The sequence below is a fragment of the Micromonospora sp. CP22 genome (genome assembly GCF_009712475.1).
GTDB lineage: Bacteria > Actinomycetota > Actinomycetes > Mycobacteriales > Micromonosporaceae > Micromonospora.
This window is the reverse complement of sequence record NZ_VCJO01000023.1, coordinates 31,583-58,471: the sequence shown is the minus strand read 5'-3', so window position 1 is coordinate 58,471 and position 26,889 is coordinate 31,583. Positions and strand designations below refer to the sequence as shown.

The 26,889-nt window shown below is 70.0% G+C and carries 26 protein-coding genes; 14 read left to right on the top strand and 12 right to left on the bottom strand.

Features of this window, described 5'->3' with window-relative positions; genetic code table 11:
- Positions 1-131: 131 nt before the first annotated feature.
- A complete protein-coding gene (locus FF096_RS23825; protein ID WP_155221786.1) occupies positions 132-935 on the bottom strand; it encodes an NgoMIV family type II restriction endonuclease in 804 nt (267 codons plus the stop codon).
- 126 nt (positions 936-1,061) lie between these two features.
- Positions 1,062-2,168, bottom strand: a complete 1,107-nt coding sequence (locus FF096_RS23820; protein ID WP_155221785.1) for a DNA cytosine methyltransferase — start codon at positions 2,166-2,168, stop codon at positions 1,062-1,064.
- Positions 2,169-2,223: 55 nt separating this feature from the next.
- Between FF096_RS23820 and FF096_RS23815 the strand changes: the two genes are divergently transcribed.
- The 3 genes from FF096_RS23815 to FF096_RS23805 all read left to right on the top strand — a co-directional run bounded on the left by FF096_RS23815 (position 2,224) and on the right by FF096_RS23805 (position 5,474).
- Positions 2,224-2,757 carry a very short patch repair endonuclease gene (locus tag FF096_RS23815; RefSeq protein ID WP_155221784.1) on the top strand — a complete coding sequence of 178 codons (534 nt, stop codon included), beginning with the start codon at positions 2,224-2,226 and terminating at the stop codon, positions 2,755-2,757.
- A gap of 407 nt (positions 2,758-3,164) precedes the next feature.
- Complete coding sequence (locus FF096_RS23810) at positions 3,165-4,448, top strand: low temperature requirement protein A (protein WP_155221783.1); 1,284 nt, start codon at positions 3,165-3,167, stop codon at positions 4,446-4,448.
- Positions 4,449-4,505: 57 nt separating this feature from the next.
- Entirely contained in the window at positions 4,506-5,474 is a 969-nt protein-coding gene (locus tag FF096_RS23805) for an L-threonylcarbamoyladenylate synthase (RefSeq protein WP_155221802.1), read from the top strand.
- Between the two features lie 3 nt (positions 5,475-5,477).
- Here FF096_RS23805 and FF096_RS23800 read toward each other — a convergent pair whose 3' ends face one another.
- Positions 5,478-9,875 carry an HAD-IC family P-type ATPase gene (locus FF096_RS23800; protein WP_155221782.1) on the bottom strand — a complete coding sequence of 1,466 codons (4,398 nt, stop codon included), beginning with the start codon at positions 9,873-9,875 and terminating at the stop codon, positions 5,478-5,480.
- A 151-nt stretch (positions 9,876-10,026) separates the two neighbouring features.
- Between FF096_RS23800 and FF096_RS23795 the strand changes: the two genes are divergently transcribed.
- From FF096_RS23795 to FF096_RS23780, 4 genes are all read left to right on the top strand, one after another.
- Positions 10,027-10,287 carry a hypothetical protein gene (locus tag FF096_RS23795; protein ID WP_155221781.1) on the top strand — a complete coding sequence of 87 codons (261 nt, stop codon included), beginning with the start codon at positions 10,027-10,029 and terminating at the stop codon, positions 10,285-10,287.
- A gap of 351 nt (positions 10,288-10,638) precedes the next feature.
- Complete coding sequence (locus tag FF096_RS23790; protein WP_309223849.1) at positions 10,639-11,271, top strand: GAP family protein; 633 nt, start codon at positions 10,639-10,641, stop codon at positions 11,269-11,271.
- An 88-nt stretch (positions 11,272-11,359) separates the two neighbouring features.
- Positions 11,360-11,557 carry a hypothetical protein gene (locus tag FF096_RS23785; protein WP_155221780.1) on the top strand — a complete coding sequence of 66 codons (198 nt, stop codon included), beginning with the start codon at positions 11,360-11,362 and terminating at the stop codon, positions 11,555-11,557.
- Between the two features lie 53 nt (positions 11,558-11,610).
- On the top strand, positions 11,611-12,159 hold the full coding sequence (locus tag FF096_RS23780) for a YbaK/EbsC family protein (RefSeq protein WP_155221800.1): 549 nt from the start codon (positions 11,611-11,613) through the stop codon (positions 12,157-12,159).
- A 59-nt stretch (positions 12,160-12,218) separates the two neighbouring features.
- On the opposite strand, the gene FF096_RS23775 is transcribed toward FF096_RS23780, so the two are convergent.
- The 6 genes from FF096_RS23775 to FF096_RS23750 form a co-directional block, all read right to left on the bottom strand.
- Positions 12,219-12,854, bottom strand: coding sequence for a DsbA family protein (locus FF096_RS23775; RefSeq protein ID WP_155221779.1), 636 nt, complete (start codon positions 12,852-12,854; stop codon positions 12,219-12,221).
- A gap of 129 nt (positions 12,855-12,983) precedes the next feature.
- Positions 12,984-13,412, bottom strand: a complete 429-nt coding sequence (locus tag FF096_RS23770) for a SufE family protein (protein WP_155221778.1) — start codon at positions 13,410-13,412, stop codon at positions 12,984-12,986.
- 90 nt (positions 13,413-13,502) lie between these two features.
- Complete coding sequence (locus FF096_RS23765) at positions 13,503-13,928, bottom strand: CBS domain-containing protein (protein WP_155221777.1); 426 nt, start codon at positions 13,926-13,928, stop codon at positions 13,503-13,505.
- Positions 13,929-14,002: 74 nt separating this feature from the next.
- Positions 14,003-15,745: a proline--tRNA ligase gene (locus tag FF096_RS23760; RefSeq protein WP_309223848.1), complete on the bottom strand. Its 1,743-nt coding sequence runs from the start codon at positions 15,743-15,745 to the stop codon at positions 14,003-14,005.
- A gap of 92 nt (positions 15,746-15,837) precedes the next feature.
- On the bottom strand, positions 15,838-16,500 hold the full coding sequence (locus FF096_RS23755; RefSeq protein WP_155221776.1) for a response regulator transcription factor: 663 nt from the start codon (positions 16,498-16,500) through the stop codon (positions 15,838-15,840).
- On the bottom strand, positions 16,497-17,780 hold the full coding sequence (locus FF096_RS23750; protein ID WP_309223847.1) for a histidine kinase: 1,284 nt from the start codon (positions 17,778-17,780) through the stop codon (positions 16,497-16,499). Before FF096_RS23750 ends, FF096_RS23755 begins: the two co-directional genes overlap by 4 nt.
- 131 nt (positions 17,781-17,911) lie before the next feature.
- Here FF096_RS23750 and FF096_RS23745 point away from each other — a divergent pair, with 131 nt between their 5' ends.
- Positions 17,912-18,385 (top strand): hypothetical protein, encoded by a 474-nt coding sequence (locus FF096_RS23745; RefSeq protein WP_155221774.1) that lies wholly within the window; start codon positions 17,912-17,914, stop codon positions 18,383-18,385.
- A 50-nt stretch (positions 18,386-18,435) separates the two neighbouring features.
- Here the strand turns inward: FF096_RS23745 and FF096_RS23740 are convergent, their stop codons facing one another.
- A complete protein-coding gene (locus FF096_RS23740; protein ID WP_309223846.1) occupies positions 18,436-18,624 on the bottom strand; it encodes a DUF397 domain-containing protein in 189 nt (62 codons plus the stop codon).
- On the bottom strand, positions 18,609-19,418 hold the full coding sequence (locus tag FF096_RS23735) for a helix-turn-helix transcriptional regulator (protein WP_309223845.1): 810 nt from the start codon (positions 19,416-19,418) through the stop codon (positions 18,609-18,611). The genes FF096_RS23740 and FF096_RS23735 overlap by 16 nt, the downstream gene beginning before the upstream one ends.
- A gap of 323 nt (positions 19,419-19,741) precedes the next feature.
- Here FF096_RS23735 and FF096_RS23730 point away from each other — a divergent pair, with 323 nt between their 5' ends.
- Entirely contained in the window at positions 19,742-20,092 is a 351-nt protein-coding gene (locus tag FF096_RS23730) for a hypothetical protein (protein WP_155221796.1), read from the top strand.
- Between the two features lie 79 nt (positions 20,093-20,171).
- On the opposite strand, the gene FF096_RS23725 is transcribed toward FF096_RS23730, so the two are convergent.
- Positions 20,172-21,392, bottom strand: coding sequence for a hypothetical protein (locus FF096_RS23725; RefSeq protein ID WP_155221773.1), 1,221 nt, complete (start codon positions 21,390-21,392; stop codon positions 20,172-20,174).
- 258 nt (positions 21,393-21,650) lie between these two features.
- On the opposite strand from FF096_RS23725, the gene FF096_RS23720 reads away from it, so the two are divergent.
- The 5 genes from FF096_RS23720 to FF096_RS23700 all read left to right on the top strand — a co-directional run bounded on the left by FF096_RS23720 (position 21,651) and on the right by FF096_RS23700 (position 26,764).
- The gene (locus FF096_RS23720) at positions 21,651-22,424 is read left to right on the top strand and encodes an SGNH/GDSL hydrolase family protein (protein ID WP_309223844.1); all 774 of its coding nucleotides are present in this window, start codon (positions 21,651-21,653) and stop codon (positions 22,422-22,424) included.
- Positions 22,425-22,515: 91 nt separating this feature from the next.
- Positions 22,516-23,406, top strand: coding sequence for a sulfurtransferase (locus FF096_RS23715; RefSeq protein ID WP_155221772.1), 891 nt, complete (start codon positions 22,516-22,518; stop codon positions 23,404-23,406).
- A 151-nt stretch (positions 23,407-23,557) separates the two neighbouring features.
- A complete protein-coding gene (locus FF096_RS23710; RefSeq protein ID WP_309223843.1) occupies positions 23,558-24,184 on the top strand; it encodes a TetR/AcrR family transcriptional regulator in 627 nt (208 codons plus the stop codon).
- 153 nt (positions 24,185-24,337) lie between these two features.
- Positions 24,338-25,696, top strand: a complete 1,359-nt coding sequence (locus FF096_RS23705) for an acetyl/propionyl/methylcrotonyl-CoA carboxylase subunit alpha (RefSeq protein WP_155221771.1) — start codon at positions 24,338-24,340, stop codon at positions 25,694-25,696.
- Between the two features lie 147 nt (positions 25,697-25,843).
- Positions 25,844-26,764 (top strand): hydroxymethylglutaryl-CoA lyase, encoded by a 921-nt coding sequence (locus tag FF096_RS23700; protein ID WP_155221770.1) that lies wholly within the window; start codon positions 25,844-25,846, stop codon positions 26,762-26,764.
- Positions 26,765-26,889 lie beyond the last annotated feature (125 nt).

The window sequence follows — 26,889 nt, the reverse complement described above, 5'->3', positions numbered from 1 at the left end:
TTGCGCCTCCACAGAGGCCAAACCCGTCTCGAAATCCCTGGTCAGCAGCCCGTCAGCCGACTACGCAATCGCCCTGGTGTGCCGGTGCGGCTGTCGCCTATCCTCGCCAGGACGGTAAGGCGCGCACCGGCTCACCACTGCTCTAGGTCATCGGCGATGAATTTGAAGTCGCGCAGCCGACCCTGTCCGACTACCTCGCTCCATGCATTCTTCTGACCCTGATTGCTACTCGCCGATACGGCTTGATCTAGTTCCGCGAACGCAATGTGATAGGTGACATCTACTTCACCCGTCCCTCGCGCAATCGACGCCAGGCGGCTGGGCAAGGGCTCCGCGGTCACCGTCACGAGATGTGGCAGGCGTCCTCTGCGATGGCGAATCATATTGTTATTTTCGTGCCGGATGTTCTGGACGCGATCGCTGCGTATAGTCCATTTGCAAGCTATTGCGGCATGGAGCCATGGCTGTTGATTGAAGGTTGGGGTACCAAGCTGAGCCACGGTCACGTCGGGCTTGATCAGATAATCCGTTCCGATCGTGACGCGCAGGTTGGGATCTTGCGCAATGGCTTCGGTTACTCCCAACAGGTGGCGGTACTGGGCGAAGTATGTGATTTCTCGCCCTCGCTCGACAAGCCACGATCTGTAAGGATCTAGAATCGGAAGCCGTTCTTTCAGGTAAGCAAGGACCGAATTTTCAAGAACGACGCCGGGATTTTGTGGAGGCGGATCTGCAGTTGCGGCTCGCGGCAGGTCCAGGTTTGGGTCAGCCAGACCTAGCGACGTCAGCAGTGCTGCAGCCAGGTCGAGGCTTTCGGCATTGTCCACATCGGCACTGTTGGGAACCCAACGCCACCTACGCTTGTTAGAGGGGCGCCCGTCCTTCATGGGGGACTTCTTCCAACCGAGCAGGTTCGTTGCGAAGGGTGCGGCCATGGCGGCGAAGATATCAACCCCCGTGCTCTCTCCCGCCGACGCCCCGCCACGTGTCCCTTGCGGGATAATTTAGGTTACCTGGCCCGCGCTGGCGGAAGCAGCAGGTATCCCTAAGTCCGGGAGAGATCACCGAAGGTGCTTCTTGACTTCGCGGGCGATTGCGGCGGCCAGGCCCGATGGGACTGCGTTACCGATCTGCTTCGCGATCTCTGTCTTCGAACCGCACCAGAGGTAGTCCTTGGGGAAGTCCTGCAAAAGGGACGCCTCATAGTGAGTAATCACCCGGTTGACCCGGCGTTGCGGATCCTCGGGATCCCACTGCGGGTGCAGGTACTGACCCTTCTCCGGCTTGAAGAACTCGGTCCGAATGGTCAGCGACGGGGCATCCCATCGCATCCGGCCCATGACATCGGTCGTTCCAGTCTTCTTTTCCCGCCAGCAGCGCGATAGCAGGTGGTCTGGCAAGTTGAAGCGGCCGCCCCCGGGAGGAACATGGTTGTACCGCTTGCGCGACAAGTCGGTGGGGTTACGGCCGAAGTGGATCTCGTTGCCCTTGAACACTCCGCGGATCCGGTGGCCGAAGTATTCGGTCATCGTCTCGGGTAGCTCGGTCGTCGCCGGCCGTTCATCGAGCCCTGCAATGCGGCTGCGCACCGTCTCCCAGGGCTTCAGATCACCCGTGGGGTTCTTGGCGTGAGTAGGGGCTGGCAGCGGGATCTGGCCGACTCGCGAGCCGATGACGATTGTCCGGGGCCGTCGCTGGGCTACGCCGTAGTCCGCCGCAAGCAGGACCCCGGGGGTGAGGACGTAGTCCTTGATCATGCCGTGGTCTGCCTCTGCGAGCAGAAGCTGGAACTCGCTGGTACGGGAGAAGCGCTCGACGTTCTCGATGACGAAGACCTGGGGGCGGGCCGTCACGACGAAGCGGAGATACTCCTTCCACAGCTTGTTACGAGGGTCATCGACGTCCTTGCTGCCGAGGTTGGAGAATCCCTGGCATGGGGGGCCACCGATGATGACGTCCGCTGGGGGAATCTCTTCCTCCCGCACCTTGGCGATGTCGGCCCACCGGGTGTGTGCCTCGCCGAAGTTCGCCGCGTAGGTGGAGGCCGCTGCCTGATCCCACTCGACCGCCATTACCGATCGGAAGCCCTCACGATGGAAGCCGACGGTCATGCCGCCGCAACCTGCGAACAGGTCGATCACGCTTGGCTGGTCGCTCACCTGAACCATGCTAGAGCTCCTCGTTGCTGAGATGTTGGGGGCACACCGAAGGAGTGTCGAACACATGTCTGACAAGTCGTGGGCGTCCTCCAGCGGGGTCCGCAAGTCGATGCAGGGCAACAAGGGACGTGACACCAAGCCAGAGCTTGCACTGCGCCGCGCGGTGCACGCCCTGGGGCTGAGGTACTTCGTAGGCAAGCGCCCCATCCCGTCCGTGCGTCGGACAGCAGATCTCGTCTTCCCGCGTCTTCGGGTGGCGGTTTTCCTTGACGGATGCTTCTGGCACGGGTGTGCGCAGCACCACACCGTTGCTAAGACCAACGCCGAGTTCTGGGCGGCGAAGGTCGCTGGCAACCGACGCCGGGACGCCGACACCGACGCACGGCTGGCTGCCGCAGGATGGACTGTGGTCAGAATCTGGGAGCACGAATCACCCGAGCACGCCGCTGCTCGGGTAGCAGAGGTCGTACGTGGCTCGGTGGGCAGCGGTCCAGTGAAACAGCAACCGAGCGATCCGCAGGAGCTACGACGCGACGACCACGAGCCGCCCGAGATCGACACGGCCCGAGAGATTCCATCGCCCGGAGCCAGGGATTAGAAGGTGGCTGTACAGCCATCCGTACAGCCAAGCCAGCCGACGGCCATGGTCCAGGATCGACGGTGGACGACACCGCGAGCAGGCCAGCGACTGTCACCGACGCCGGTCGACGGCAGTCTTGATCTTTGCAAGGCAGGGGTTAGGGGTTCGAGTCCCCTGGGCTCCACCACATCATCCGGCCAGGTCGCGGGCCATCTTCTCCCTTGGCCGGCTTTCCCGATAGTGCCCATGTGTACCTCCTTCAAGTTCCCGGTGAGCGGATCATGAAGGCAAGCGAGGGCGGACGCGCGAGAGCGCTCGGGTGCGGCAGACCCTGACCTCATCGGAAGGTCTGACTGCGCTGGTCAGAGGGTGTTCATCCGGCCGATGTCGCCCCAAGGCCGCCCCGGATCGGCTGCGATGGAAGGGTGGCGAGCAGTCGGCGGTTTTCGGATGGACGCTTCGGGGCTGGGGTGCTCCGGGGCCCGGAGAGCGCGCAGCAGGCCACCTACGTGGAGCTGTTCTTCGACCTGGTGATGGTGTTCGCGCTCAACCGGCTGGTGGCGTACGCGGAGTCCGCTCTTGAAGGTCCGGGCCTGACGAGTTCGGACGTGGCCAGACGATGGATCGCGATCGGGCAGATACTGCTGCTGTTCGCGCCGCTGATCTGGACGTGGATGCTCACCGCCTACGTCACGGCGCGGTTCGACCCACGGTCCCCGAACACGCAGCTGGTGGTTCTGGGTACGGCGTTCGCGCTGCTGGTCATGGGTACGAGCGTGCCGTACGCCTTTGACGCTGGCGGCCTTTCCTTCGCGCTGGCGTTCGCCGTCACCCACGTCGGCCGGGTTCTGGTGACCGGCTACCTCGTTCGCGGACACAAGCTTGCTCGGCTGCTCGTCCGGCCGATGATCTGGTCCGTCCCGGTGGCGCTGCTGTGGATCATCGGTGCGCTGAACACCGGATCGGTGCGGGTGACGTGGTGGATCGTGGCCGTGGCCGTCGACGTCGCCGGGGCACGGCTGGGCTGGCCGCTGCCCCGTCTGGGGCGTGGGAAGGATACGGCGTGGGCGCTTTCGCCGCACCACCTCGCTGATCGGTTCCAGCAGTTGCTACTGATCGCTCTCGGCGAGACGATTCTCGCGGTCGGCATCGTCTACGCCAGTAAGTCGGATCGGCCGGGCGGCTACCAGAAAGTTGGGCTGTATCTCGCGTTCGTCGTCGCGATCCTGCTGTGGCGTATCTACTTCCATCGTGCGGGGCAGCTGCTGGGGGTCGCCGTTGCCAGCGCCCGCGACCCGGCTTCGCTGGGTCGCTTCATCGGCACCGCTCACGTGGTGATGATTATCGGGATCATGTTCGTGGCGGCCGGGCACGTACTGATCCAGAACCATCCGCTCGGACGCATCTATCCGACCTGGCTCGCCGTGATCATGGGCGGTCCCATCTGCTTTCTGCTCGGCAGAGCCGCCCTCGAACGGGCGGTCTTCGACCGCGTCTCGCCGCGCCGCTGGAGGGCTGTCGCCCTGCTGATCGTGGCCGGGGTGCCGCTACTGGCTGCCCCGCCGTTGGCGGCGGGGATCACCGCTGCGGTCGTCCTGTTCGGCATCGCCCTCCTCGACGCCCTGCGGTCCGCTGGTTGTCCCCCCGAAACCCCGCGACCGGCCAACGCGCTGGCGAACCTGTCCTGGTGGCGGCGTGGCTCCGGTTAGGGCGGGCGGTGGGCGGCAGGCTAGCGTCTGAGCGTGAGCATCGGATCTCCTCGTGTCCTGCCCGCCGACGGTGACCTCGGTGAGGCGGCAGCCCTGCTGCGTACCGGTGGGTTGGTGGCCTTTCCGACGGAGACCGTCTACGGGCTGGGCGCGAACGCGTTGGACGCGCGGGCGGCGGCCCGGATCTTCGAGGCGAAGCAGCGGCCGAGCTTCGACCCGCTGATCACTCACCTCGCCGACGCGGCGGACCTGGAGCCGCTGGTGGGTCCGGTGTCGCCGGCCGTGGCGGCGCTGGCTGCCCGGTTCTGGCCCGGGCCGCTGACCTTGATCGTGGACCGGCCGGAGCAGATCCCGCCGATCGTGACTTCGGGGCTCGACAGCATGGCGGTGCGGGTGCCGGATCAGGAGCACGCTCGCCGGTTGATCGCCGCCGCCGGGGTTCCGGTGGCCGCGCCGAGCGCGAACCGGTTCGGCCAGCTCAGTCCCACCCGTGCGGAGCATGTGGTGCACGGGTTGGGTACGGCGGTGGACCTGGTGCTCGACGGCGGTCCGAGCCGGTGCGGCATCGAGTCGACGATCGTCGACGCCCGGGGGGAGCGCCCGGTGGTGTTGCGGCTCGGTGCCTTGCCGGTTGAGGAGTTGGAGAAGGTGACCGGTCCGGTGACGGTGCGACCCGGCAACTCGGGGCAGCCGGTCGCGCCGGGCACGTTGGCCGCGCACTACGCGCCGCGTACGCCGTTGCGGCTGGTGCCGGGGGCGGAGCTGGCGGATGCCGCCGGTGCGGGTCGTGGTTGTCTGGCGTTCCGGGATCGACCGGCGGGTGCCTGGACGGCGGTGGAGGTGCTCTCCGCCGCCGGTGATCTGACCGAGGCGGCGGCCCGCCTCTTCGACGCGCTGCATCGACTGGACGCGGCCGGGGTGGTCGAGATCGTCGCGGAGCCGGTGCCGGAGATGGGGGTGGGGCGGGCCGTCAACGACCGGCTGCGCCGCGCCGCCGCCACCTGGCATCCCGCCAGCGGAGACTGACCGTCAGTTGTCGTCGGTGTGGTCGCCTTCGAGCTGCGGGAACCCCGCGACGAGCCGGCTGAGGGCACCGTTGGCGAGGGTCGCGCCGAGCGCGGACCCGGTGGCGATGGTCCAGCCGACCGGCCCCAGCGGGGTGCAGCCGAAGAACTGACTCAACCCGGGGGTCTGCACCACCGCAGCCAGCACGCCGAAGGACGCGGCGGTGGAGGCGAGCACGGTCGGGCTGGTGCCGCCGGCCAGCACGGTCTGGCCGAGTTGCGTACCGACGAGGGAGACCAGGGCGACGGTGCCGGCGCGTCGCCGGGTGCCGGTGTATCGGGCCAGCATCCAGCCGGTGGTCGCACCGAGCGTCGTGCCGGCGGCTCGCAACCCGATCTCCCGGGTCATGGTCTGGCCGAGTGAGCTGTCCGGGCCCTCGCGGAGCAGTCCGTCGACGTTGTCGCCGCCGGGTGGCCGGACGGCGATGGCCAGCGCGGGTGCCATGTCGGTGAGCAGGTTGACCAGCAGCAGTTGACGTCCGTTGAGCGCGGCCCGCCCGGTTGCGGCGGCGGTCAGCACGCTGAACGCGATCTCGCCGAGGTTGCCGCCGACGAGGATGCTCAGCGCGTGGCGGACCGAGGACCACATCGCCCGGCCCTCGACCAGGGTGGCGATGATGGTCTCCAACCGGTCGTCGGTGACCACCAGGTCGGCTGCGGCGCGAGCCGCCGGGGTGCCCCGTTGGCCGAGGGCGATGCCCACGTCCGCCAGCCGGATGGCGGGGGCGTCGTTGGCGCCGTCGCCGGTCATCGCGACGGTACGCCCGCATTTCTGCAACGCCTGGATGATCCGGACCTTGTGCGTCGGAGTGCAGCGGGCTACCACGTCGGTGCCGGCCAGCCGCTCGGCGAGGGCGTTGTCGTCGAGTTGGTCGAGTTCGGCGGCGGTGACCACCCGTTGTGCCTCCCCGTCGCTGATGGTGGCGGCGATCGCCTCGGCGGTCGCCGGATGGTCGCCGGTGATCATGATCGTGTGCACGCCTGCCTGGCGGATCCGGCGGACAGCCGGCGCGGCGCTGTCGCGTACCCCGTCGGCGATCGCCAGGAAACCGGTGAAGACCAGGCCGTGTACGCCGTCGTCGGTGATATCCGGGTCGGCTACGGTGCACTCGGCGACCGCGAGGATCCGGTGCCCCGCGCCAGCCCGTTCGCCGAGTTGCCGCTGTAGGTCGGCCCGGCCCGCGTCGTCTAGCGGCTCGTCGCGTGCGGCGGTGCGACGGGCGGCGCAGCGGGGAAGCACCGCCTCCGGGGCACCCTTCACGCTGAGCAGCAGTCCGTCGTCGGTCGCGCCGACGGTGGCGTGGTAGCCGCGCGACGGTTCGAACGGCAGACCGCCGACCGCCCGCCAGCCGGGTGCCCCGTCCTGTTCGTCGACCCCGGCGGCGCGGGCCCCGCGAAGCACCGCGCGGTCGGTCTGCATGGACAGTTCCTCGGGGTCGTCGGCGGCGGGGGTGGCGCGCAGCGCCGCAGCGAGGGTGCGTCGCAACCGGTCGTCGAGTTGCTCCAGCGGGGCGTACGAGTCGCCGCCGCCCACTCCGGCCAGCATCAGGTGACCTTCGGTGAGGGTGCCGGTCTTGTCGAAGCAGAGCACGTCGACCCGGCCCAGTGCCTCGATGGTGCGTGGGTTGCGCACCAACGCGCCGTGCTCGGCGAGCCGTCGGGCGGCGGCCAGTTGGGCGGCGCTGACCAGGAACGGCAGTCCTTCGGGCACCGAGGCGACGGCCAGGTTCGCGGCGGTCGCGGCCGTCTGGGCCAGGGGTACGCCCCGGAGCAGCCCGGCACCGGCGACCGCTACCGCCGACCCGGCGGCTAGGGGGATCGCGGTGCGGGTCAACCGACCCAGTCGGGCTTCGACCCCGCTGACCGGTGTTGCCTGCCCGGCCAGGGCGAGACTGCGCCCGGCCTCGGTGTCGGCGCCGGTGGCCACGACCACGGCCTCGCCGCAACCGGCGGCGATGCTGGTCCCCTCGTAGACCATGGAGGAACGTTCGGCCACGGCGGCGGCGACCACCGGCTGGTCGGTCTTGCCGACCGGCAGCGACTCACCGGTCAGGGAGGACTCGTCGGCTTCCAGCCCGACGGATTTCAGGACCCGGCAGTCGGCCGGTACGGCGTCGCCGGATTCGAGCAGGATCACGTCACCGGGGACCAGGTCGTCCGCGGGTACCACCCGGGCGACGCCCTCGCGGCGGACCCGGGCGGTCACCGCCGAGCGGGACAGCAACTCGGCCAGCGACTTCTCGGTGTTGCGCTGGTGCACCGCGCCGACCAGTGCGGACGCTCCGACGACCCCGCCGACCAGGGCGGCGTCGATCAGTGAACCGAAGCTGGCGGAGAGCACCGCCCCGGCGGCGAGCACCGGGGTGAGCGGGTTGGCGAGTTCGTCGACGAAGGCGCGGAGCAGCCCACCCGGGCCCGCCGCCTGACCTGGTCGGGTGGCGTGTCGGCGCTGGGCCTCGGCCTCGGTCAACCCGTCGTGGCTGGTGCCGAGTTGGTCGATGATGGTGGGCACCGGCATCAGATGCCAGGCGGTGATCGCAGGTGCGGGCGCGTTGGCCGTCTCGGTCAGGCGACCGGCCCGCCACACGCCGTGAGCGAAGGCCAGCGCCGCCGCGCCGTTGACCGAGGCGAGCGTCCGGCCGGGCAGCAGGGCCGGGTCGGCGGTGAAGGCGGAGAGCGCGCCGAGGCCGGTGCCGGCCAGCCCGATCCGCATGTTCTGCGCGGTCATCCGCCGGGCCACCCCGGCCGCTTCGATGATCAGGGCGACGATCCGCAGATCGGTGCCGACCAGCAGGTGTGCTCCCCACGGCGGGGGATCGTCGTGGTCGGCGATGCCCAGTCCACAGTCGGACGCGGCCAGCGCGGATCGGTCACCGGAGACGAGCATCACCACCGCGCCCTCGCGTTGCAGGGTGCGTACCGACTGGGTGAGCTGGTCGTCGCCGGGCACCAGCGCGTCGGCGGAGGCGTGCCGTTGCGGGTCGCCGCCGGCCACGACGAGTCGCAGGCCGGCCTGCCGGGCGACGGTCGGCAGGGCTTCGACGCCGGGTGCCGGCTCCGGCTCCACCCGCAGCACGGCCGTGAGGGTGTCGCCGTGGGCCAGACCGAGCAGGGTGCCGCCGCGTTCGCGCAGCTGCCGACTGTCGTCGGTGTCGCCGGGATCCCGCACGTCGAGTCGGTCGAGCGGACCGAGTCGCCAACCGTCGAGGTGGCGTACCTCGTTCGGTGTGGTCGGGTCGAAGAGGGCGAACGCCTGGGCGGCCACCTGGGAGGTGTCGGCGTCGGTCAGGGGGGCCAGGTCGGCCAGGACGGCCCGGTCGGAGCCGAGGATCCGAGCATCCAGCACCAGCGTGTCGATGCGGTCGAGTTCGCGGAGCACGCTGCGGTCCATCGCGATGACGCCACGGCGGGCGAGGATCCGGCCGAGTTGGGCCGCGTAGCCTTCGCGTCCGCTGCCCGGCGCTTTGGGCAGGGCGGACAGGCCCAGTGCGGCGGCCCGTTTCGGACCGACCACGGGCGTCGCCGCGGCGAAGGCGGCGGCACCACCGGCGAGCATTCGGTTGATGTACTGCTCGACGGAGCCGTCGGGTTTCGGGCAGGGACGCTCGTCGGCGGGTACCCGGGCGATGGCGCGATCCGGTTCGCCGGTGAGCCGGGACTCGGCCTTCTCCCAGGCTCGCAGCTGGGCCAGCCCTTCACCCCACTGCACGATCCGCTGTGCGCCGTCGAGCACTATTCCCGTCCAGCCACCGGTGAGGCCCTGCACCACCGCTTCGGCGAGGGGGAAGAGGACCTCGGCGCGTGGGTCGCGGCGTAGTCCCAGACCGGTGAGGGCGTGCAGCTTCGGGTGCAGGTCGATGGCGCTGAGCAGTCCGGAGACCTCACCGGGGACCGGCGTGATGGGCAGGATCCGGGTGGCCGCGGAGATGGTCAGGCCGAGCGCGTCGGAGGCGAGGGCGCCGAGCGTACGCGGGGTGCGCGGTCCTTCCTCCGGTGGGTGCGGCGGCGGGATGTCCGGATCCGGTTCGTGCGGGCAGGTGCGTTCCACCCGGGCGATGGTGGCGACCAGCTCACGTACCTTCGGGCCGGGTGTGTCGACGGCGACGACCACCCGACCGGAGGGGGCGTTGACCCGCGCCCAGTTCACGCCCGGTACGCGTTCCAGCGCCGTCTCGACCTGTCGGGCGAGGGTGTCGCCGCCGTCCTGGCAGACGCCGTGGACCTCGATGTGGTGTCGGCCGGGGCGTGACCATATTCGCCGGCTGGTCAGCCCGATCGCTCGGGCGAGGCGGGTCGCGGCGGCACCGACGCTGCGGGAGGCGGCTCCCACCACCGGAGGTGCTCCGACGGCGCCAAACCGCATTCTCGCCTCCTACCGTTCGTGCCCGGCGGCCTGGCTTCCCGGCCGGACGTCCCTTATGCCCCCAGGAGCTGGGAAAACTTTCCTGCTCGGGCACGCATGGAGATGGGCGGTGGAGGAATCCGTGGTGCGTCGTCCGGCATGGGGAGGCGAGATGAGTACGTTGACACGACAGCTCAGTGGGACCAATGAGACGGTGCAGGCGTTCACCCGCCGAGTGAACGTGCCGTGGCTCGGTGAGGTGGCTGTGCCCCCGCCGGACAAGCTGACGTACTACGCCGGTATCGGGGTGTTGGCCGCACTCCAGGTGATCGAGTGGCCCCTGGCGCTGGTGATCACGGCCGGGCACCTGCTGGCCGACCAGCACCTGTCCGGGCTCGCCAAGGGGCTGGGTGAGGCGATGGAGTCCGCCTGAGGTGACGCCCCGTTGGCGGTTGAGTGCGCCGCGTCACTCTTGACTTGAAGGTGGGTTCAGGGCCGAGTCTTGAGCTGCGGTCGATCGGTCGCGGGCCCGACCCGCTGGTCCTGTCAGAGCTCTGGCGCGGACCGGTGTGCCCTGTGGGGCGGGTGAGCGTCGCACTGTTGCACATCGGGGGTCAGCAGCGTGACGTGCCGGGGTCGTGCCCATGCCGCGATCGGCCTGACCGGGCCCGGTGCCTCCTGCCAGGGGGTGCCGGTCCGGTCGCAGCACCGCCTGGTGACCAGGCGGTGGCTGGATCGCCGTTGCGGCCACGCGTGGCCGGTGCGACCGGCAGGATGAGCTGGCGTGACCTTTCTGACGTTGCTGCCGATGGCGGTGGTGATGGTCGCCGGCAGCCAATTGGTGGCGGCGGTCTTCCTCGCTTCGTCCGACCGGCCACGGGCGGCCTCGCTGGGCTATCTGGCGGGCGCGGCGATCGTCGTGTTCGGTGGTACGACCCTGGCTTGGCTGGCGGTCCGACTCTTGAAGATCAATTTCACCGGGGTGGGGCGCGGCGCGCTCGAACGGTGGCTCGACTGGTTGGTCCTGGCGCTGCTCGTGGTGCTGGCGGTGGTCGTCTTCCTGCGGCGGCATGGCGGACCGCCACGCTGGATGGGCCAAATCCAGCACGCGAGCCCCGGGTACGCGTTGAAGATGGGTCTGCTGCTCTTCCTGGCCATGCCGTCCGACGACCTGACCATGGCCGCCGTCGGTGCCAGTGCCGCCCGACACGGTCAGCCGTGGTGGCATCTGCTGCCCTTCGTACTGCTCACCCTGACCCTGCTCGCCCTTCCGCTGCTGGCCCTGCTGTTGCTCGGGAGCCGGGCGGCCGTGGTGCTGCCGCAAATTCGCCAGTGGGCGGACAGCCACTCCTGGGTGGTCAGCGAGGCGGTCATCGCGCTGTTCGTGGTGATCACCGCAGGGAATCTGGTGCGGTGAGTCCTGGGTACGGCCCGACCCGACACGTACGGGCGAACGCCGACCTGATGACACCTGCCCGGATTCACGTTCGCCCTACCGTCGAGCCATGCTCACGTTCGTCGTCACCAGTCTCCTGTACGTCTGCGGATTCGTCTTCCTCTACGGGGTGATCCGACTCGCGGTGCGGCACGCCATGGAGGACATCGAGGTGCGCCGCGTCCAGGCCGCGCGGGCGGAGGAGATGGCCGCCGCCCGGGACCGGGCGCTGCTGGAACGCCACGGCTTCCTGACCAACGAGGGCTGACGGTCTGGTCCCCGTACGCCTCGCCGACGTCGGATGCGACGATCACAGACGTGATGGGAACGTTGAAGACCGAGCCCGCGCGTACCCGTGCCGATCTGCTGGCTGCGCCGGTCGCCGCCGCGCTCGACCAGTGGCCGACCGACTCCCCGGTGGGTGTGGACGCGGTGCTGGTCGCGCCGATCGACGCCGACCTCGCCGACACGGCGGCTTTCTGTGCCGCGTACGACGTCGGGTTGGACGAATCGGCCAACTGTGTGGTCGTGGCCGGTAAGCGTGAGGGGGTGACCCGTTACGCTGCCTGCCTCGTGCTGGCCACCACTCGGGCGGACGTGAACGGGGTGGCCCGGCGGGCGCTGGACGTCCGCAAGGCGAGCTTCGCGCCGATGGCCGACGCGGTCGAGTTGACCGGCATGGAGTACGGCGGGATCACGCCGATCGGGCTGCCGTTGCAGTGGCCGATCCTCGTCGACGCACGGGTGGTGGCCACGCCGCACGTGGTGATCGGGTCGGGCGTACGACACAGCAAGATCGTGCTGCCGGGCGCGGCGCTGGCCGCGCTGCCCGGGGCGCGAGTGGTGGAGGACCTGGCCAAGCCGGCGTGACGATCGCCATCTGTCGATGTCGTTGCACGTGAAACATCAACGACGTCGATGGCTGGCGGTCAGCTGGCGGCGGCTTCCCGTCGTTCGACCTCGGCGAGCGCCGCGAGCAGGGTGTCCGCCTCCTGCGCCCCGGTGATCGCGTACTTCCCGGCGAGCACGAAGGTCGGCACGCTGGTCACCCCGAGCTGTCGGGCGGCGGCCAACTCGGCCGTCAGCTCGGCCACCCCTTGCTCGGAGTCGAGGAAGTGGCGGGCGTCGTCGCCGTCCAGCCCGACGGTGGCGGCCACCTCGGCCAGCGCCTCCCGGGAGCCGATGTCGACGCCATCGGTGAAGTGGGCTCGGTGCAGCGCCTCGACCAGTTCCCCGTCACGGTCCTGCTGGCCAGCCCAGTTGGTCAGTCGGTGGGCGTCGAAGGTGTTGGCCGCGATCATCCGGTCGTAGCGCAGGTCCAGACCGACGCTCGCCCCGACCTCGACGACCCGGTCGACCATCTGCCGAACCTGCTCCCGGCCACCGAACTTCTCGGCCAGCACGTCGAGCATCGGGCGCGGCGACGGAACCGGTGACGGGTCCAGCTGGAAGGGCCGGTTCCGGATGGTCACCTTTCCCTCGTACGACGCGAGCGCCTGGGTCAGGCGGCGTCGACCGATCCAGCACCAGGGGCAGACCAGGTCGGCGTAAATGTCGATCTCCATGCCCGGGGACAACCCGCTGACCGGCGGGTCTGTTCCCGACTGCCGCGCAGGTCACGGTGGCAGTCGGTGGTTCCCGTGCCGGGTGGACCTGGGCTCCGCCCTCGGCGCGTCGAGGGCGGGTCGACCCGTTCAGGCCGTCTGCTCGCGGACCTGTCGCTTGAGCCGGGCCAGGATGGCGGTGCCGCCGCGTACCCGCAGCGGGCTGATCGCCTGCGCCAGGCCCATCCGCTGGTAGAGGTCGTCCGGAACGGCGAGGACCTGCTCCGCGGTGGCGCCGGCCAGCCCTTCGGCGAGGATGCCGGCGAAGGCCCGGGTGGTCGGTGCCTCCGGTGGGCAGTCGAACAGGGTGTCGACGGTGCCCTCGGGTGTCACCTCGGCCCGCAGGAAGAACGGCGTCTGGCACTCCACGACCTGTTCCATGCCCTCGTGCCCGGGATGCCCGGCGGGCAGCGGCGGTACGGCGTCGGAGTATTCCAGCAGCATCTCCAACACCACGTCACGCGGCGCTGCGACGAACTCGTCCACGATCTCGGCCAGCCTGCTCGGCATCTCGGGCATCCCGCCAGGTTACCGGCCGCTGTCTGGAACCGAGTCACGTGTTAGGAAGGGGCCCTTCCTATACCGCAGGCGTTAATAAGGTGCCCTTCCTTACACCGTGGGGGACTGTTCGGTGATTTCGCTGAGTGCGGAGGTGGGGTCGAGCTGCATGGCCAGATCGCCGAGGGAGACGATGCCGACCAGCTTGCGCTCGTTGTCACAGACGAGGACGCGGCGGATGCCGCGCTCCCGCATCAGTGAGGCGGCCTCGCTGGCGGTGCAGAACTGCTCGATCATCACGACCTCACGGGTGACGATCGAACCGATGGTGGTGTCGGTGGCGGAGGCGTTCTCGGCCACCGCGCGTACCACGATGTCGCGGTCGGTGAGGATGCCGGCCAGGTTGGCGCCGTCGGTGACGACGACATCGCCGATGTCGGCCTCCTTCATGACCTTCGCCGCCTCGTCCAGGGTGGTCTCCGCCGGCAGGTAGATCACCTGCCTGGTCATCACGTCAACGACCCGGTAACCGGTCATGAGAGCCTCCAGAGATGCGTCGAGCCGATCAGACTGCGGTACCCCGTCCCCCGATCGCTACACCCCGACTCCGCCTACCCGCCTGACAGGTTCTCCACCAGGTCCGCCACCGGCAGTTCGGTGCGCATCCCGGTCGCCCGGTCACGCAGCTCGACGTACCCGTCGGCCAGTCGGCGTCCGACCACGACGGTGCGCGGGATACCGATCAGTTCGGCGTCGGTGAACTTCACCCCGGCGGAGACGGCCGTCCGGTCGTCGACCAGCACCCGCAGGCCCGCCTCGGCGAGTCGGTCGCCGAGCGCGAGCGCGGCGTCGAGCTGTGGTCCCTTACCGGCGGCGACCAGGTGTACGTCACAGGGCGCGACCGACGTCGGCCACACCAGCCCCCGGTCGTCGTGGTGCTGCTCGGCGATCGCCGCCACGACCCGGGAGACACCGATTCCGTAGCAGCCCATGGTGGGTCGGACCGGCTTGCCCTGTGGACCGAGGACATCCACGGCGAAGGCATCGGTGTAGCGACGACCGAGTTGGAAGATGTGCCCGATCTCGATCCCCCGGCGCATGGTCAACCGGCCGATCGTGCAGGCCGGACAGGGGTCACCGGCGCGCACCTCGGCCGCCTCTACCGTGCCGTCCGGGACGAAGTCCCGGCCACACACCACGTTGGTGGCGTGCCGACCGGGCTCGTTCGCGCCGGTCAGCCAGGCGGTTCCGGGCACCACCCGGGGGTCGACCAGGTAGCGGACGCCGAGCTTGGCGAAGATCTGCGGCCCGAGGTAGCCCCGGACCAGTTCGGGATACGCGTCCCAGGCGTCGAAGACGTCCACGGTGGCCGGTGCCAGCGCGGCGGCCAGCCGCTTCAGGTCGACCTCCCGATCGCCGGGCAACCCGACCACGAGCAGTTCGGTCTCCGTGCGGCCCGGTCGGCGTACCGTCAGCACGACGTTCTTGAGGGTGTCGGCGGCGGACCAGTCGCTGCGACCGGCCAGCCGACGGTCGTTGGCCAGCGCGACCAGGCTGGCGATGGTCGGCGTCTCCGGGGTGTCGTGCACTTCGGTGGCCGGTGGTACGTGCGGGTCACCGGCCGCCGGAGCGGGTGTCGTCACCGCCTCGGTGTTGGCCGCGTAGTCGCAGTCGGTGCAGCCGACATAGGTGTCCTCGCCGACCGGCGTGGTGGCCAGGAACTCCTCCGACGCGGAACCACCCATCGCTCCCGACGTCGCGTGCACCGTCGTGTAGTCGAGGCCGAGCCGGTCGAAGATCTCCTGGTAGGCCGCCCGGTGCCGGTCGTACGCAACGCGCAGGCCCGCGTCGTCCAGGTCGAAGGAGTACGCGTCCTTCATCAGGAACTCGCGCCCGCGCAGCAGACCCGCACGCGGGCGGGCCTCGTCGCGGAACTTGGTCTGGATCTGGAACAACGTCACCGGGAAGTCCCGGTAGGAGGTGAACAGATCCTTGACCAGCAGCGCCGCCAACTCCTCGTGGGTCGGTGCCAGCAGGTGTTCGGCGCCGCGTCGATCGGCCAGCGTGAAGATGTCGTCGCCGTACTCCGTCCACCGGCCGCTGGTCCGGTACGGCTCGGCGGGCAGCAGCGCCGGAAAGTGCACCTCCTGGTCGCCGATCGCGGTCATCCCGGCGCGCACGATCTCGGTGACCCGGTCCAGCACCAGCCTGCCCAGCGGCAGCCAGGTGTAGCCGCCGGGCGCGGCCCGTCGGATGTATCCGGCCCGCAGCAGCAGCCGATGACTCGGCACCTCCGCGTCGGTCGGATCTTCTCGTAGGGTCCGGATCAGCGACATCGACATCCGCAGCAACACCCCCGCACCCTAAGACCCCACCCCCGTCTCCACAGGGGTGATCAAGAAGTTTTCGTCGTGGATCGCGCGGATCCACGACGAAAACTTCTTGATCAACGCGGCGGTGGGTGGGTGAGGCCGGCGCGGTGGGCGATGACGGCGAGCGCGGTGCGGTCGCGGGCGTTCAGCTTGGTGAGCAGGCGGCTGACGTACGTGCGGGCGGTCGCCGGGCTGATGAACAGCGCCCGGCCGATCTCGTCGTTCGTCTCGCCCAGCCCGACCCGGGCCAGCACGGCACGCTCCCGGTCGGTGAGCACGGACAGTCGAGGATCGGGCGGCGGCTGTCGTGGTGCGGCGGCGAGCCGTTCCATGACCCGCCGGGCGACCGTGGGCGAGAGCAGGTTTCCGCCGGCCGCAGCGGTGTGCACCGCTCGACGCAGATCGTCCGAGGGAGTGTCCTTGAGCAGGTAGCCGGCCGCACCCAGACTGACCGCCTCGATGATGTCCTCGTCGTCGTCGAAGGTGGTCAGGATCAGGACTCGGGTGTCCGCCAGGGTTTCGTCGGCGCGGATCGCCGCGGTGGCGGCCAGGCCGTCCATCACCGGCATCCGGATGTCCATGAGTACGACGTCCGGCCGCAACTGGCGGGCCAGGCGCAGACCGGAACGGCCGTCGGCGGCCTCCCCGACCACGGTGAGCTGCGGGTCGACCGTCAGCAGGGTGGTTATCCCGGCCCGGACGAGATCCTGGTCGTCGACCACCAGCACGCTGGTCATACCGGCTCCCGCAGGGGTAGTACCGCCCGCACCACGAAACCTGTCCGCCGCTGCTCGGCGGTGAGCGTGCCACCGAGGCTCTCGGCCCGTTCCCGCATTCCGGCGATACCGTGCCCGCTGCCGCTGCCGCTGCCGCTGCCGCTGCCGCTGCCGCTGTTGGCTGGCGGCTCGACCGTGCCGGTCGCGGCAGCGCCGCGAGCCGACGGTTCGGCCCGCTCCGCGCCGCCTGCTGACACCGCGTGGTGCGCCGGCTCTGCGCTGGGGAGCGGGTCGGAGCCGGAGTCGGCGACGGTGACGGTGAGGTGGGTGCTGTCCTGCTCGGCGCGGATCTCGACGCGGCTGCCGGTGGAGTGCCGGACGACGTTGGTGACCGCCTCCTGCACGATCCGGAACGCGGCGGCCTCCACCGGCGCTGGTAGCGGCGTGTCCACGGCCACGTGCACGTCGACGTCGAACCCGGCGGCGGAGGCGGCTCGGGTGACCGCGTCGAGGTTGGCCAGCGAGACGACCGTGCGGGGCGCATCGTCGGCTGACCGCAGCAGCGTCACGGTGCGCCGGAGATCGTCCATGCTGCGACGGGCGGTGGACCGGATCAGCTCAAGCGCCGACCGGGCGGCGTCGTCGTCACGGCCCAGCGCCTCCCGGGCGACGTCGGCGTGCAGCGCGATCACCGAGGTGGTGTGGCCGAGGGAGTCGTGCAGGTCCCGGGCGATGGCGATCCGCTCGTCCCGCAGCCGGGCCTGGGCCTCCTGCCGGTATCTGGCCTCGGTCAGCTCGGCGATGCGGCGGGCGTCCGCCTGCGCGGCCCGCCGCGACCGCAGGCTGTCACCGAGGGCGATCGCCGCACCCATCAGCAGGACGTGACCGGCCAGCTCGTAACCGACGACGAAGGAGAAATCCTGCCCCTCGGCGAGCCGGAAGATCACCGAAACCGTGGTCACCAGCAGGGCGGCGACGACCGAGGCGGTGATCCGGCCGTGTTCGGCCGCCGAGAAGAGCGCGGCGGCGACCGGCACGGCCAGGCCGATGGCCGGGTAACCGGCGGCGTAGTAGGCGAACAGGCCGAGCACACTGACCGCCAGCACCACCACCGGGTAACGCCGCCGGACCAGCATCAGTGCGCCAAGACCGACCGCCCAGAGGTACGCGACCGGGTCAGGACCGTGTCGGCCACCCTCGTTCGCCGTGATGACGATCGACACGGTGACGGCGACGCCCACGGCGAGGAGCGCGTCGGTGACCTTGGGGGGTACCCTCCGCGGCGTCGACTGGCTGGTCACCAGCCCAGCGTACGGCGGGGTCGGCGGGGTCGGAGTCGTCGGAAGGCGACACCGTTGGTCGCTTTCCGACGTACCGGGACCGAGTCCGTCGACGGATGGCGTGGCCAGCGATCGTTCCTAGCGTTGCCGGCATGAACACGTCACCTCGCCCGGCCCTCGGGCTTCCGTTGCTCACCCTGCTCGGGTTGGCACTGCTCGGCCTGCCCCGAGTGGTGTTGCATGACCTGGGCCTGGTGCACGAGCGCACCTTCGTCAACCTGCTGCTGGTGGTCATACCGCCGGTCGTGTGGATCGCCGTGGTGCTGGCGAAGCGGGTGCCGAACCCGTTCCTGACCCTGCTCGTCGTCGGTCTGATCTACGGCGTCCTGCTGGCCGCGACCCATCAGCTGCTCTGGCAGGTGGCCTTCGACGAGCAGCCGACCCTCGGCGGCAACCTGGCCGATCTAGCTCCGGGGGCGCAGGCCGTCATCGTGCGGATCTTCGCCGCGATCAGCAGCGTCTTCACCGGCGTCATCGTCGGCGTCGTCGCGGGCCTGGTCGCCTGGGGCCTCTCCCGCGCCGACCGGCCGGGTGCGCCCCGCGCCGACCATCGCCAGCACCCCTGAAATCCTGGTTCGGCAGCGCCCGCTGAGGCGCTGCCGGTCCAGGATCTGGCTCAGCCGAGCTTGGCGTGCTCGACAAAGCGACGCCAGGCGGTCGCAGTGAAGGCGAGCACCGGGCCGGTGGCGTCCTTGCTGTCGCGTACGCCGACCACGCCGGGCAGGTCGTCGGCCACCTCGATGCACTCGCCGCTGCCGCTGCGGGTGGACTTACGCCAGGTCGCGCCGGTCAGATCGTGGACCACGACTCCATCACTTCCTTCATCAGCAGCTCGGACTGTCCCTTGGGGAGAGCCATGCTGCGGATGCTCTCCCACCTCGCCAGCAGCGTAGCGATTTCACCGTCCTTGTCGATGGTCGCGCCACCGACATGGTTCTCCAGGTGGCCGACCCAGTCACCATCGACTCCACGGGCCAGGGTGAGCGGGCCGATGAGCCCGACGTGCACGCTGACTTCGGCCGAGATGACGTGGACCAGAACGCCGCCGCGCTGCACGCAGTCGAGCAGGTGGCCAATCTGCTGGGCCATGATGCCCCGGAAGCTCTCGTCGGCCCGGCGTAGCGTCGCCTCCTCGATCACCGCGACCAGGATCGGCGGGTCCGGCCGGGTCAGCACCGCCTGCCGGTCCATCCGTACTGCCAGCCGCCGCTCCACCTCGTCGTCGCTGAGCAGGTCGTCGGCGCGGATCACCGCGCGGGCGTAGTGCTCGGTCTGGAGTAGACCGGGGACCAGCGTCGGGTGGTAGCAGCGCAACTGCTGAGCGACGCGTTCGGCGTCCAGCCACGGGCGCAGGAAGTTCGGTTGGCCGTGCAGTTCGGCGATGCGCAGCAGGCCCAGCAGCAGGCCGTCGCTGTTCAACACCTCGTCGGCCCGCTTGAGGAAGAGCCGGTCGAACGGACGCTGACCCAACTCGATCGCGGAGATCTGCGAGCCGGAGAAATGCACCTGCTTGCCGAACTCCTCCTGGCTCAGGTTGGCGGCCAGCCGCAGCCGACGCAATTGTGCCCGGATCAGTTCGGCGGTCGGCTCGGATTCCACAGTGCCTCCACGATCGTTCGGCTGCTCGGGTGGGCTTCCCGGCTGGCCTTCGACCCCGCCACGGCCAGCGCTAACGCCTTCCGAGAGTAGTCACGCGATCACCACACTGTCACCTGGTGGTCCTGCTCCCATCCATCGGGGACGGGGTGGGGTTGCCCTGGGGCCGCCCTCACTTCCCCCGTGTCGGGGCGGCCCCTTCCTGCTCACCGCCGGAGGTGAAGATGCCCGAACCGAACGAGCCGCGCCCTGACGTCGTCGGCGCTCCGACCGACCCGGAACAGCCTCAGCGACCGGGCGTACCGTCGCGTGGTCGCCTTGCCGGGATGCCCGTGCCGCGTCGCGGCCTGGCGGCCGCGTGGCCCCGGCGGCATCCGGTGAACAGCCCGAAGCATCTGCCGTTGCGCCCGCTCTGGTTGTGCCGCGCCTGCGGGCTGTCCTGGCCGTGCGCCGAGGCCCGTCTGCTGCTCCGCGTCGAGTACGACGACCGCTGGCTCGACCTGTCGATTTACCTGTCCGGGCTCTACTACGAGGCGACCCACGACCTGTTCCGGCTCGACCCGGAGGGCGGCCCGACCCCGCGTGAGCTGTTCCAGCGGTTCGTGGCCTGGGCCCCGTACCGTCGCCCGGCGGTCGCTATGCCGCCAACCTGCACCGGCCGCTGCCGTACCACCTGACCCGGACCAACCCGGGGCTGGTCCAGGTCAGGGCTGGTCCGGGTCAGGACCGTTTCGGGTCAGGACGGTGGCAGAGAGGTCAGGAAGCGGTGGTGTCCTCGCCGGAGACGAACGCGACAGGTCGGCGGCGTCGAGCGAGCAGCAGCGCGATACCCCCCGCGACCATGACGAGACCCGCTCCGGCGATCAGCCCGGCCTGCGGCCCGGTCACCGGCAGACCCCCGCCGTCGCCGCCCCCGTTTCCGCTCTCGGCGGCGGCGACCACCACGGCGTACCCGTCCTTGTTGTCGCTGGCGTCGACGTCGGCTGCCGGTACGGCGACGGCGTTCGCCGGGAGCACGGTCCGCTCCGGGGCGGAGCGGGCACCGATGCCGTCGGACAGGCCCTCGACCTGCACGCTTCCGCCCGCCAGGGTGACCGGTGCCTTGACGTCGGCCGGCACCGTCACCAGGTTGTACAGCTCGACAGCGGAGTGGACGTCCCAGTCCGGCTCGCTGTTCCGATTGGGCGGTACGAGCGCGAGCGAATCGTAGGTGCAGACCGCCGAACGTCCGTCGTCGTCGATCACGCACTCCTGCGGCGGCCGGGTGAACGTCACGTTCTCAGGCAGGCGCAGGGTGACGGTGACACCGCTGACCGGCTTCACGCCGTGGTTGACGATCCGGTACCGGACCGCGCCGGTCTCGCCCGGATTCAACGTTCCGGTGTTTTCGAGTCGGCCACCGGCGCCGACGCGCACCGACTGCTTGACGTCCGGCGCCACCACCCACAGGTCGGCTTCGGCGTCGTCGACGAGGCTGACGGTGAACTCCCTGGTCTCGGTGATCCGCTTCCCGTTCTCGCCCCAGATCATGTAGATCTCGATCTGGATTTTGCCCTCGAAGGGCTCCTTCACCGACCCGGTACTGACGGAGATGGGGTAGTCCACCGTGCCGCCGGGCGCCGGGCGCAATTGCGGAGCACTGACCGCGTCGGAGCGGCAGTACCAACCAGCAGAGTCGCCATCACACTGGCCGGAACCACCACCCTCCCCCCAGAGGAACCAGGCTCTGTCGTCCCAAGCAGCATCGTCGGGCCGGACGGAATACTCGATGACGCTCGGGGTTTCATCGGTCAGATTGGTCACCTTCAGGTGCATCGTCTTGTGCGTGAATCCGACCGGAATCGTCGTACCGGTCAGTTCGAAGGTGAACTTCGGATCCGGGTCGACCGCCGAGGCGGGACCGGCGGGGACTGCGACCCCGCCGACGAGAAGCAGCGTGGCAGCCGTCCGGGACAGCCAACGACGACCAACAGCCACAGCGGTCTCCTTCGAGAGTGTGGGGGGGTGTGTGGGTGAGGACACTACTCGCGACGCGCCCGTGGCGTGGACCCATTAAGCCGGAGCGCGCCACCCACCAGGGGCGCTTCCGGCCGCACCAGCGTTCGTGCAGGATCGATGACGTCCGCCACGTTCCGCCGCACGGGGCACCGCCAGGTGGGTGCCCGATGCAAAACTTCCAGCGGTAGGCGGGAGCTCTTCCTGCCCGCCCCTACTCGCACGTCGGAGGAGTGAGCAGTGCGCTGGCGCAGTTTCGTCGCGGTCGGGGACAGCTTCACCGAGGGCCTGGACGACGCCTACCCGGACGGCAGTTTTCGCGGCTGGGCGGATCTGGTGGCCACCCGGCTCGCCGCCGAGGCCGGGCCCGACTTCGCGTACGCCAATCTGGCCATCCGGGGACGTACCTTCCCGAGCGTGGTGGCCGAGCAGGTCCCGGCGGCGCTGGCGATGAAGCCCGACCTGGTCAGCTTCGCGGCTGGCGGCAACGACGTGCTGCGGCGCAGCTTCGACCCGGACAGCCTGGTCAGCCGGTTCGACGAGGTGGTCGGTCGACTGCGTGGCGGCGGTGCCGACGTGGTGTTGTTCCGGTTCGCCGACGTGATGGCGCGGCTGCCCGGCCAACGGCTGATCGCACCCCGGGTCGCCCTGCTCAACCGAGCCGTCGGGGAGACCGCCGAGCGACACGGGGCCATCCTGGTCGACCTGTACGCCGACGACACGTACCTGAATCCGTTGCTCTGGAGCACCGACCGGTTGCACCTCTCCCCGGCCGGGCACCGCCGCGTCGCCGGCCAGGTGCTCACCGCCCTCGGTGTCGGCTGCGACGAGGAGTGGCTGCTGGTCCCGCCGCACCCGGAGCCCACTCCCTGGCTCTCCGCCCGCACCGCCGACCTGCGCTGGGCGGGCCAGCACCTGGCCCCCTGGATCACCCGCCGCCTCACCGGCCGCTCCTCCGGCGACACCCGCACCGCCAAGCGCCCCACCCTCACCCCCCTCACCCCACCGAGTTGATCAAGAAGTTTTGGTCCTCGGAGGGCGAGGAATCCGACCAAAACTTCTTGATCACCGGGGCGGGGGCGGAGCACGGCGTACGTTGGGGACCATGTCTGTGCCGAACGATCCCGATCCCCGACTCCAGTCGTACGCGGACCCGCAACGACTGGTCACCACCGACTGGTTGGCCGAGCATCTGGGCGACGACGGTCTCGTGGTCGTCGAGTCCGACGAGGACGTACTGCTCTATGACAGCGGCCACATCCCTGGTGCCGTCAAGGTCGACTGGCACCTGGAGCTGAATGACCAGGTGACCCGGGATTACCTGGACGCCGAACGGTTCGCCGAGCTCTGCGCCGCCAAGGGCATCGGCCGCGACGACACCGTCGTCTTCTACGGCGACAACTTCAACTGGTGGGCCGCGTACGCCCTGTGGGTCTTCACTCTCTTCGGCCACCCGGACGTGCGGCTGCTCGACGGTGGCCGGCAGAAGTGGATCGCCGAGGGGCGGGAGTTGACCCGCGACAAGCCGAACCGACCCCGGGCGAACTACCCGGTGCCGCAGCGTGACGACGCACCCGTGCGGGCGTTCCGCGAGGAGGTGGCGGCACACGTCGACGCCGGCCGACCGCTGGTCGACGTGCGGTCGCCGGGCGAGTACACCGGCGAGATGCTGCACATGCCGGACTACCCGCAGGAGGGTGCGCTGCGCGGCGGTCACATCCCGGGCGCGGTGAACAAGCCGTGGAAGTCCGCCGCCAACGACGACGGCACCTTCAAGCCGGCTGACGAGCTACGTGCGATCTACGCCGACCAGCTCGGGCTGACGCCGGAGGACGACGTCATCGCGTACTGCCGGATCGGCGAACGGTCCAGCCACACCTGGTTCGTCCTGCGGCACCTGCTCGGCTACCCGAAGGTGCGCAACTACGACGGCTCCTGGACCGAGTGGGGCAACCTGGTGCGCGCCCCCGTCGTCAAGGGCCCCGACCCGAAGTGACCCGTCGCGTGGTCTCGGTGCTGCCGTCGATGCGGCACCGAGACCCCGCTCCGGCCTCGACCAACGCCTGAGCGCAGGCGCAGGTCCCGGCAATCGGACCGGCGGGTAACCACGGTCCCACGCTGTCGACAGTCGGGTCTACGCTGGCCCGGTGACGGTGGAGCAGCAGGCCCGGGGCACGAGCGGCGGGGCCACGGGCGCGGGACGACGCCGCTCCCGCAAGGACGAGATTCTTGAGATCGCGGTAGGTCTGTTCGCCTCCCGGGGCTACCACGGCGTGTCGATGGACGACATCGGCGCGGCTGCCGGGGTGACCGGCCCGGCGCTCTATCACCACTTCGCCGGCAAGGAGGCGATGCTGGTCGCCGCGCTGACGCCGGTCAGCGAAGGGCTGCTCGACGGTGGTCGGCAGCGTTCCGCCGCCCACCCCGGCGACCCGCGCGCCGCCCTCGAGTCTCTGATCGACTTCCACGTCGACTTCGCGCTCGCCAACCCGGCCGTCATCGCGCTGCACCTGCACGAACTGGACCGCCTGCCGGAGGAGCCCCGTCGGCGTATCCGTCGGCTCCAGCGGCTCTACGTCGAGGAGTGGGTCACCGTGTTGACCGCGCTGCACCCGGGGCTGCCCGATGGCGAGGCGCGGGTGTTGGCGCACGCGGCGTTCGGCCTGATGAACTCCACCCCGTTCCTCGGCGGAGAGGTCGACCATCGGCGTCGGGCCGAGCTGCTGCGCGCCGCCACGCTGGCCGCGCTGCTCGCGCCCACCCGCCCAGCCTGACCGGCGTCAGCTCGCCGGGGGCAGGCCGCCGGTCACAGGGCTCGACACCCACGGCCGAATACCGGCCACGGCGTCGGTAGGGGGTCTTTCTCGCGCTCGGCGTGACGTGATTGGCTAGCCCGCGTCCCACAAAATGGAACGCTCGGAGGAACCATGATCGAGTCGCTGCTGGTCGCCAACCGGGGCGAGATCGCCCGCCGGATCATCCGTACCGCCCGGCGACTCGGGGTCCGAGCGATCGCGGTGCACTCGGAGGCCGACGCCGACCTGCCGTTCGTCGCCGAGGCGGACGAGGCCGTCTGCGTCGGCCCGGCCAACCCGGCCCAGAGCTACCGCAACACCGAGGCGATCCTCGCCGCCGCCCAGTCGACCGGCGCGCAGGCGATCCACCCCGGCTACGGCTTCCTGTCAGAGAACGCCGACTTCGCCCGTACCGTCGAGGCCAGCGGCCTGATCTGGGTCGGGCCCGGCGCGGACGCGATCACCGCGATGGGCGACAAGATCAATGCCCGGAACCTGATGGCGGCGGCCGGTGTGCCGGTGGCGGCCGGGACCACCGAGCCGGCGGCCGACCTGGCGGCGGCGGTCGCGGCGGCGGCGGAGATCGGCTACCCGGTGATGGTGAAGGCCGCCGCCGGTGGCGGGGGCATGGGCATGGGCGTCGCCGTCGACGAGGCCGCGCTGCGCACCGAGTACGACAAGGTGCGGACCTTCGCGGAGCGGATGTTCGGTGACGGCTCGGTGCTGTTGGAGCGGTACTTCCCCCGGGTGCGGCACGTCGAGGTGCAGATCCTCGGCCTGGCCGACGGTCGGGTGCTGGCGTTGGGCGAGCGGGAGTGCTCGGTGCAGCGGCGCAACCAGAAACTGGTGGAGGAGTCGCCCTCGCCTGCGGTTTCGCCGGAGCTACGGGCCCGCCTGCTGGCGGCGGCGGTGCGTGCGGGCGAGGCGGTCGACTACCGCAACGCGGGCACGGTGGAGTGCCTGTTGGTGCCGCGTCAGCGGGACGCCAAGGGCGACGCCGACGAGTTCTTCTTCCTGGAGATGAACACCCGGCTTCAGGTGGAGCACCCGGTGACCGAGCTGGTGCACGGCATCGACCTGGTGGAGGAGCAGCTGCGGGTGGCCGCCGGTCTGCCGCCGACCTTCGACCCGGACGCGCTGACCGCCCGGGGTCACGCCATTGAGCTGCGGGTCAACGCCGAGGACCCGAAGCGGTTCCTGCCCGGCCCGGGAACGATCACCACCTGGGTGGAGCCGACCGGCGAGGGGGTACGCGTCGACTCCGGCTATGTGGAGGGGAACACCGTCACCCCGTTCTACGACAGCCTGATGGCGAAGCTGATCGTGCACGGCCAGGACCGGGACGAGGCCATCGCCCGCGCTCGTGCCGCGGTGGCCGCCTTCGAGCTGACCGGCCCCAAGAACAACCTTCCCTTCTTCGTCGACTTGCTCGACGACCAGCAGTTCCTCTCCGGCGACTACGACACCACCATCGTCTCCCGTCTCCGCTGACCCTCGCCCGTACCGACCAGTTGATCAAGAGGTTTGGGTCTCCTGCGGCGTGGCTCCAGACCCAAACTTCTTGATCGACATGGCGGGTGGGTGGCGTGACATGCTTGGGGTGTCAGCGACAGAGACGTGTCACAGCGAGGTGGCCGCATGGCGGAGATGCCGAAGTACGTGTCCATTCGTGAGGTCGGGCCGCGCGACGGTTTGCAGAACGAGGCGCCGATCCCCACCGACGCCAAGGTGCGGCTGCTCGACGCGCTCTCCCAGACCGGGGTACGACGCATCGAGGCGGTGTCGTTCGTGCACCCCAGGGCCATCCCGCAGATGGCCGACGCCGACGAGGTGTGGCGACAGGCGAAGCGCGTCGACGGGGTGCGGTACTCCGCGCTGGTGCCGAACACGCGCGGAGCGCAGCGCGCACTGGCGGCCGGTTGCACCGAGATCGAGGTGGTCGTCTCCGCCAGCGACACGCACAACCGGCGCAACGTCAACCGCTCCACCGACGAGTCGCTGGACGACATCGCCGAGTTGATCGACCTGCTGCACGGGGCCGGTGCCCGCGCCGAGGTGATCGTCGCGACCAGCTTCGGCTGCCCCTACGAGGGCGACATCGATCCGGCGCGGGTGGCCGCCATCGTGGACCGGGTGGTGCGCGACGGCGCCGACCGCGTCGCGTTCGGCGACACCACCGGCATGGGTACGCCCCGACGTGTCCGTGACCTGATCACTGCGGTACGCGACCGCAACGCGGACGTTCCGGTGCTGCTGCACTTCCACAACACCCGGGGTACCGCGCTGGCCAACCTGCTGACCGCGCTGGAACTCGGCGTGACCGAGTTCGACGCCAGCGTCGGCGGCCTCGGCGGCTGCCCGTACGCGCCCGGGGCCAGCGGGAACCTGGCCACCGAGGAAGCGGTGCACATGCTGCACGACATGGGCGTCGACACCGGCATCGACCTGGACGCCCTGATCGAGGTGGCCGAGCTGGCCGAGGAGTTGACCGGCCGCAGCCTCCCCTCGGGAGTGCTGCGCGCCGGGCCACGATCCCGACTCACCGCCCTGCCCGCCTGACTTCTCGACACCCGAGCCGCGCGGCGGGTGCCCGGCTACCGGCCGTCCACCTGACACGGATCGATCCGTACCCGCGTTCCGGATGGTGTCCCGACAACGAGCCGGGCGCGTCGGCGTAGGGTCGC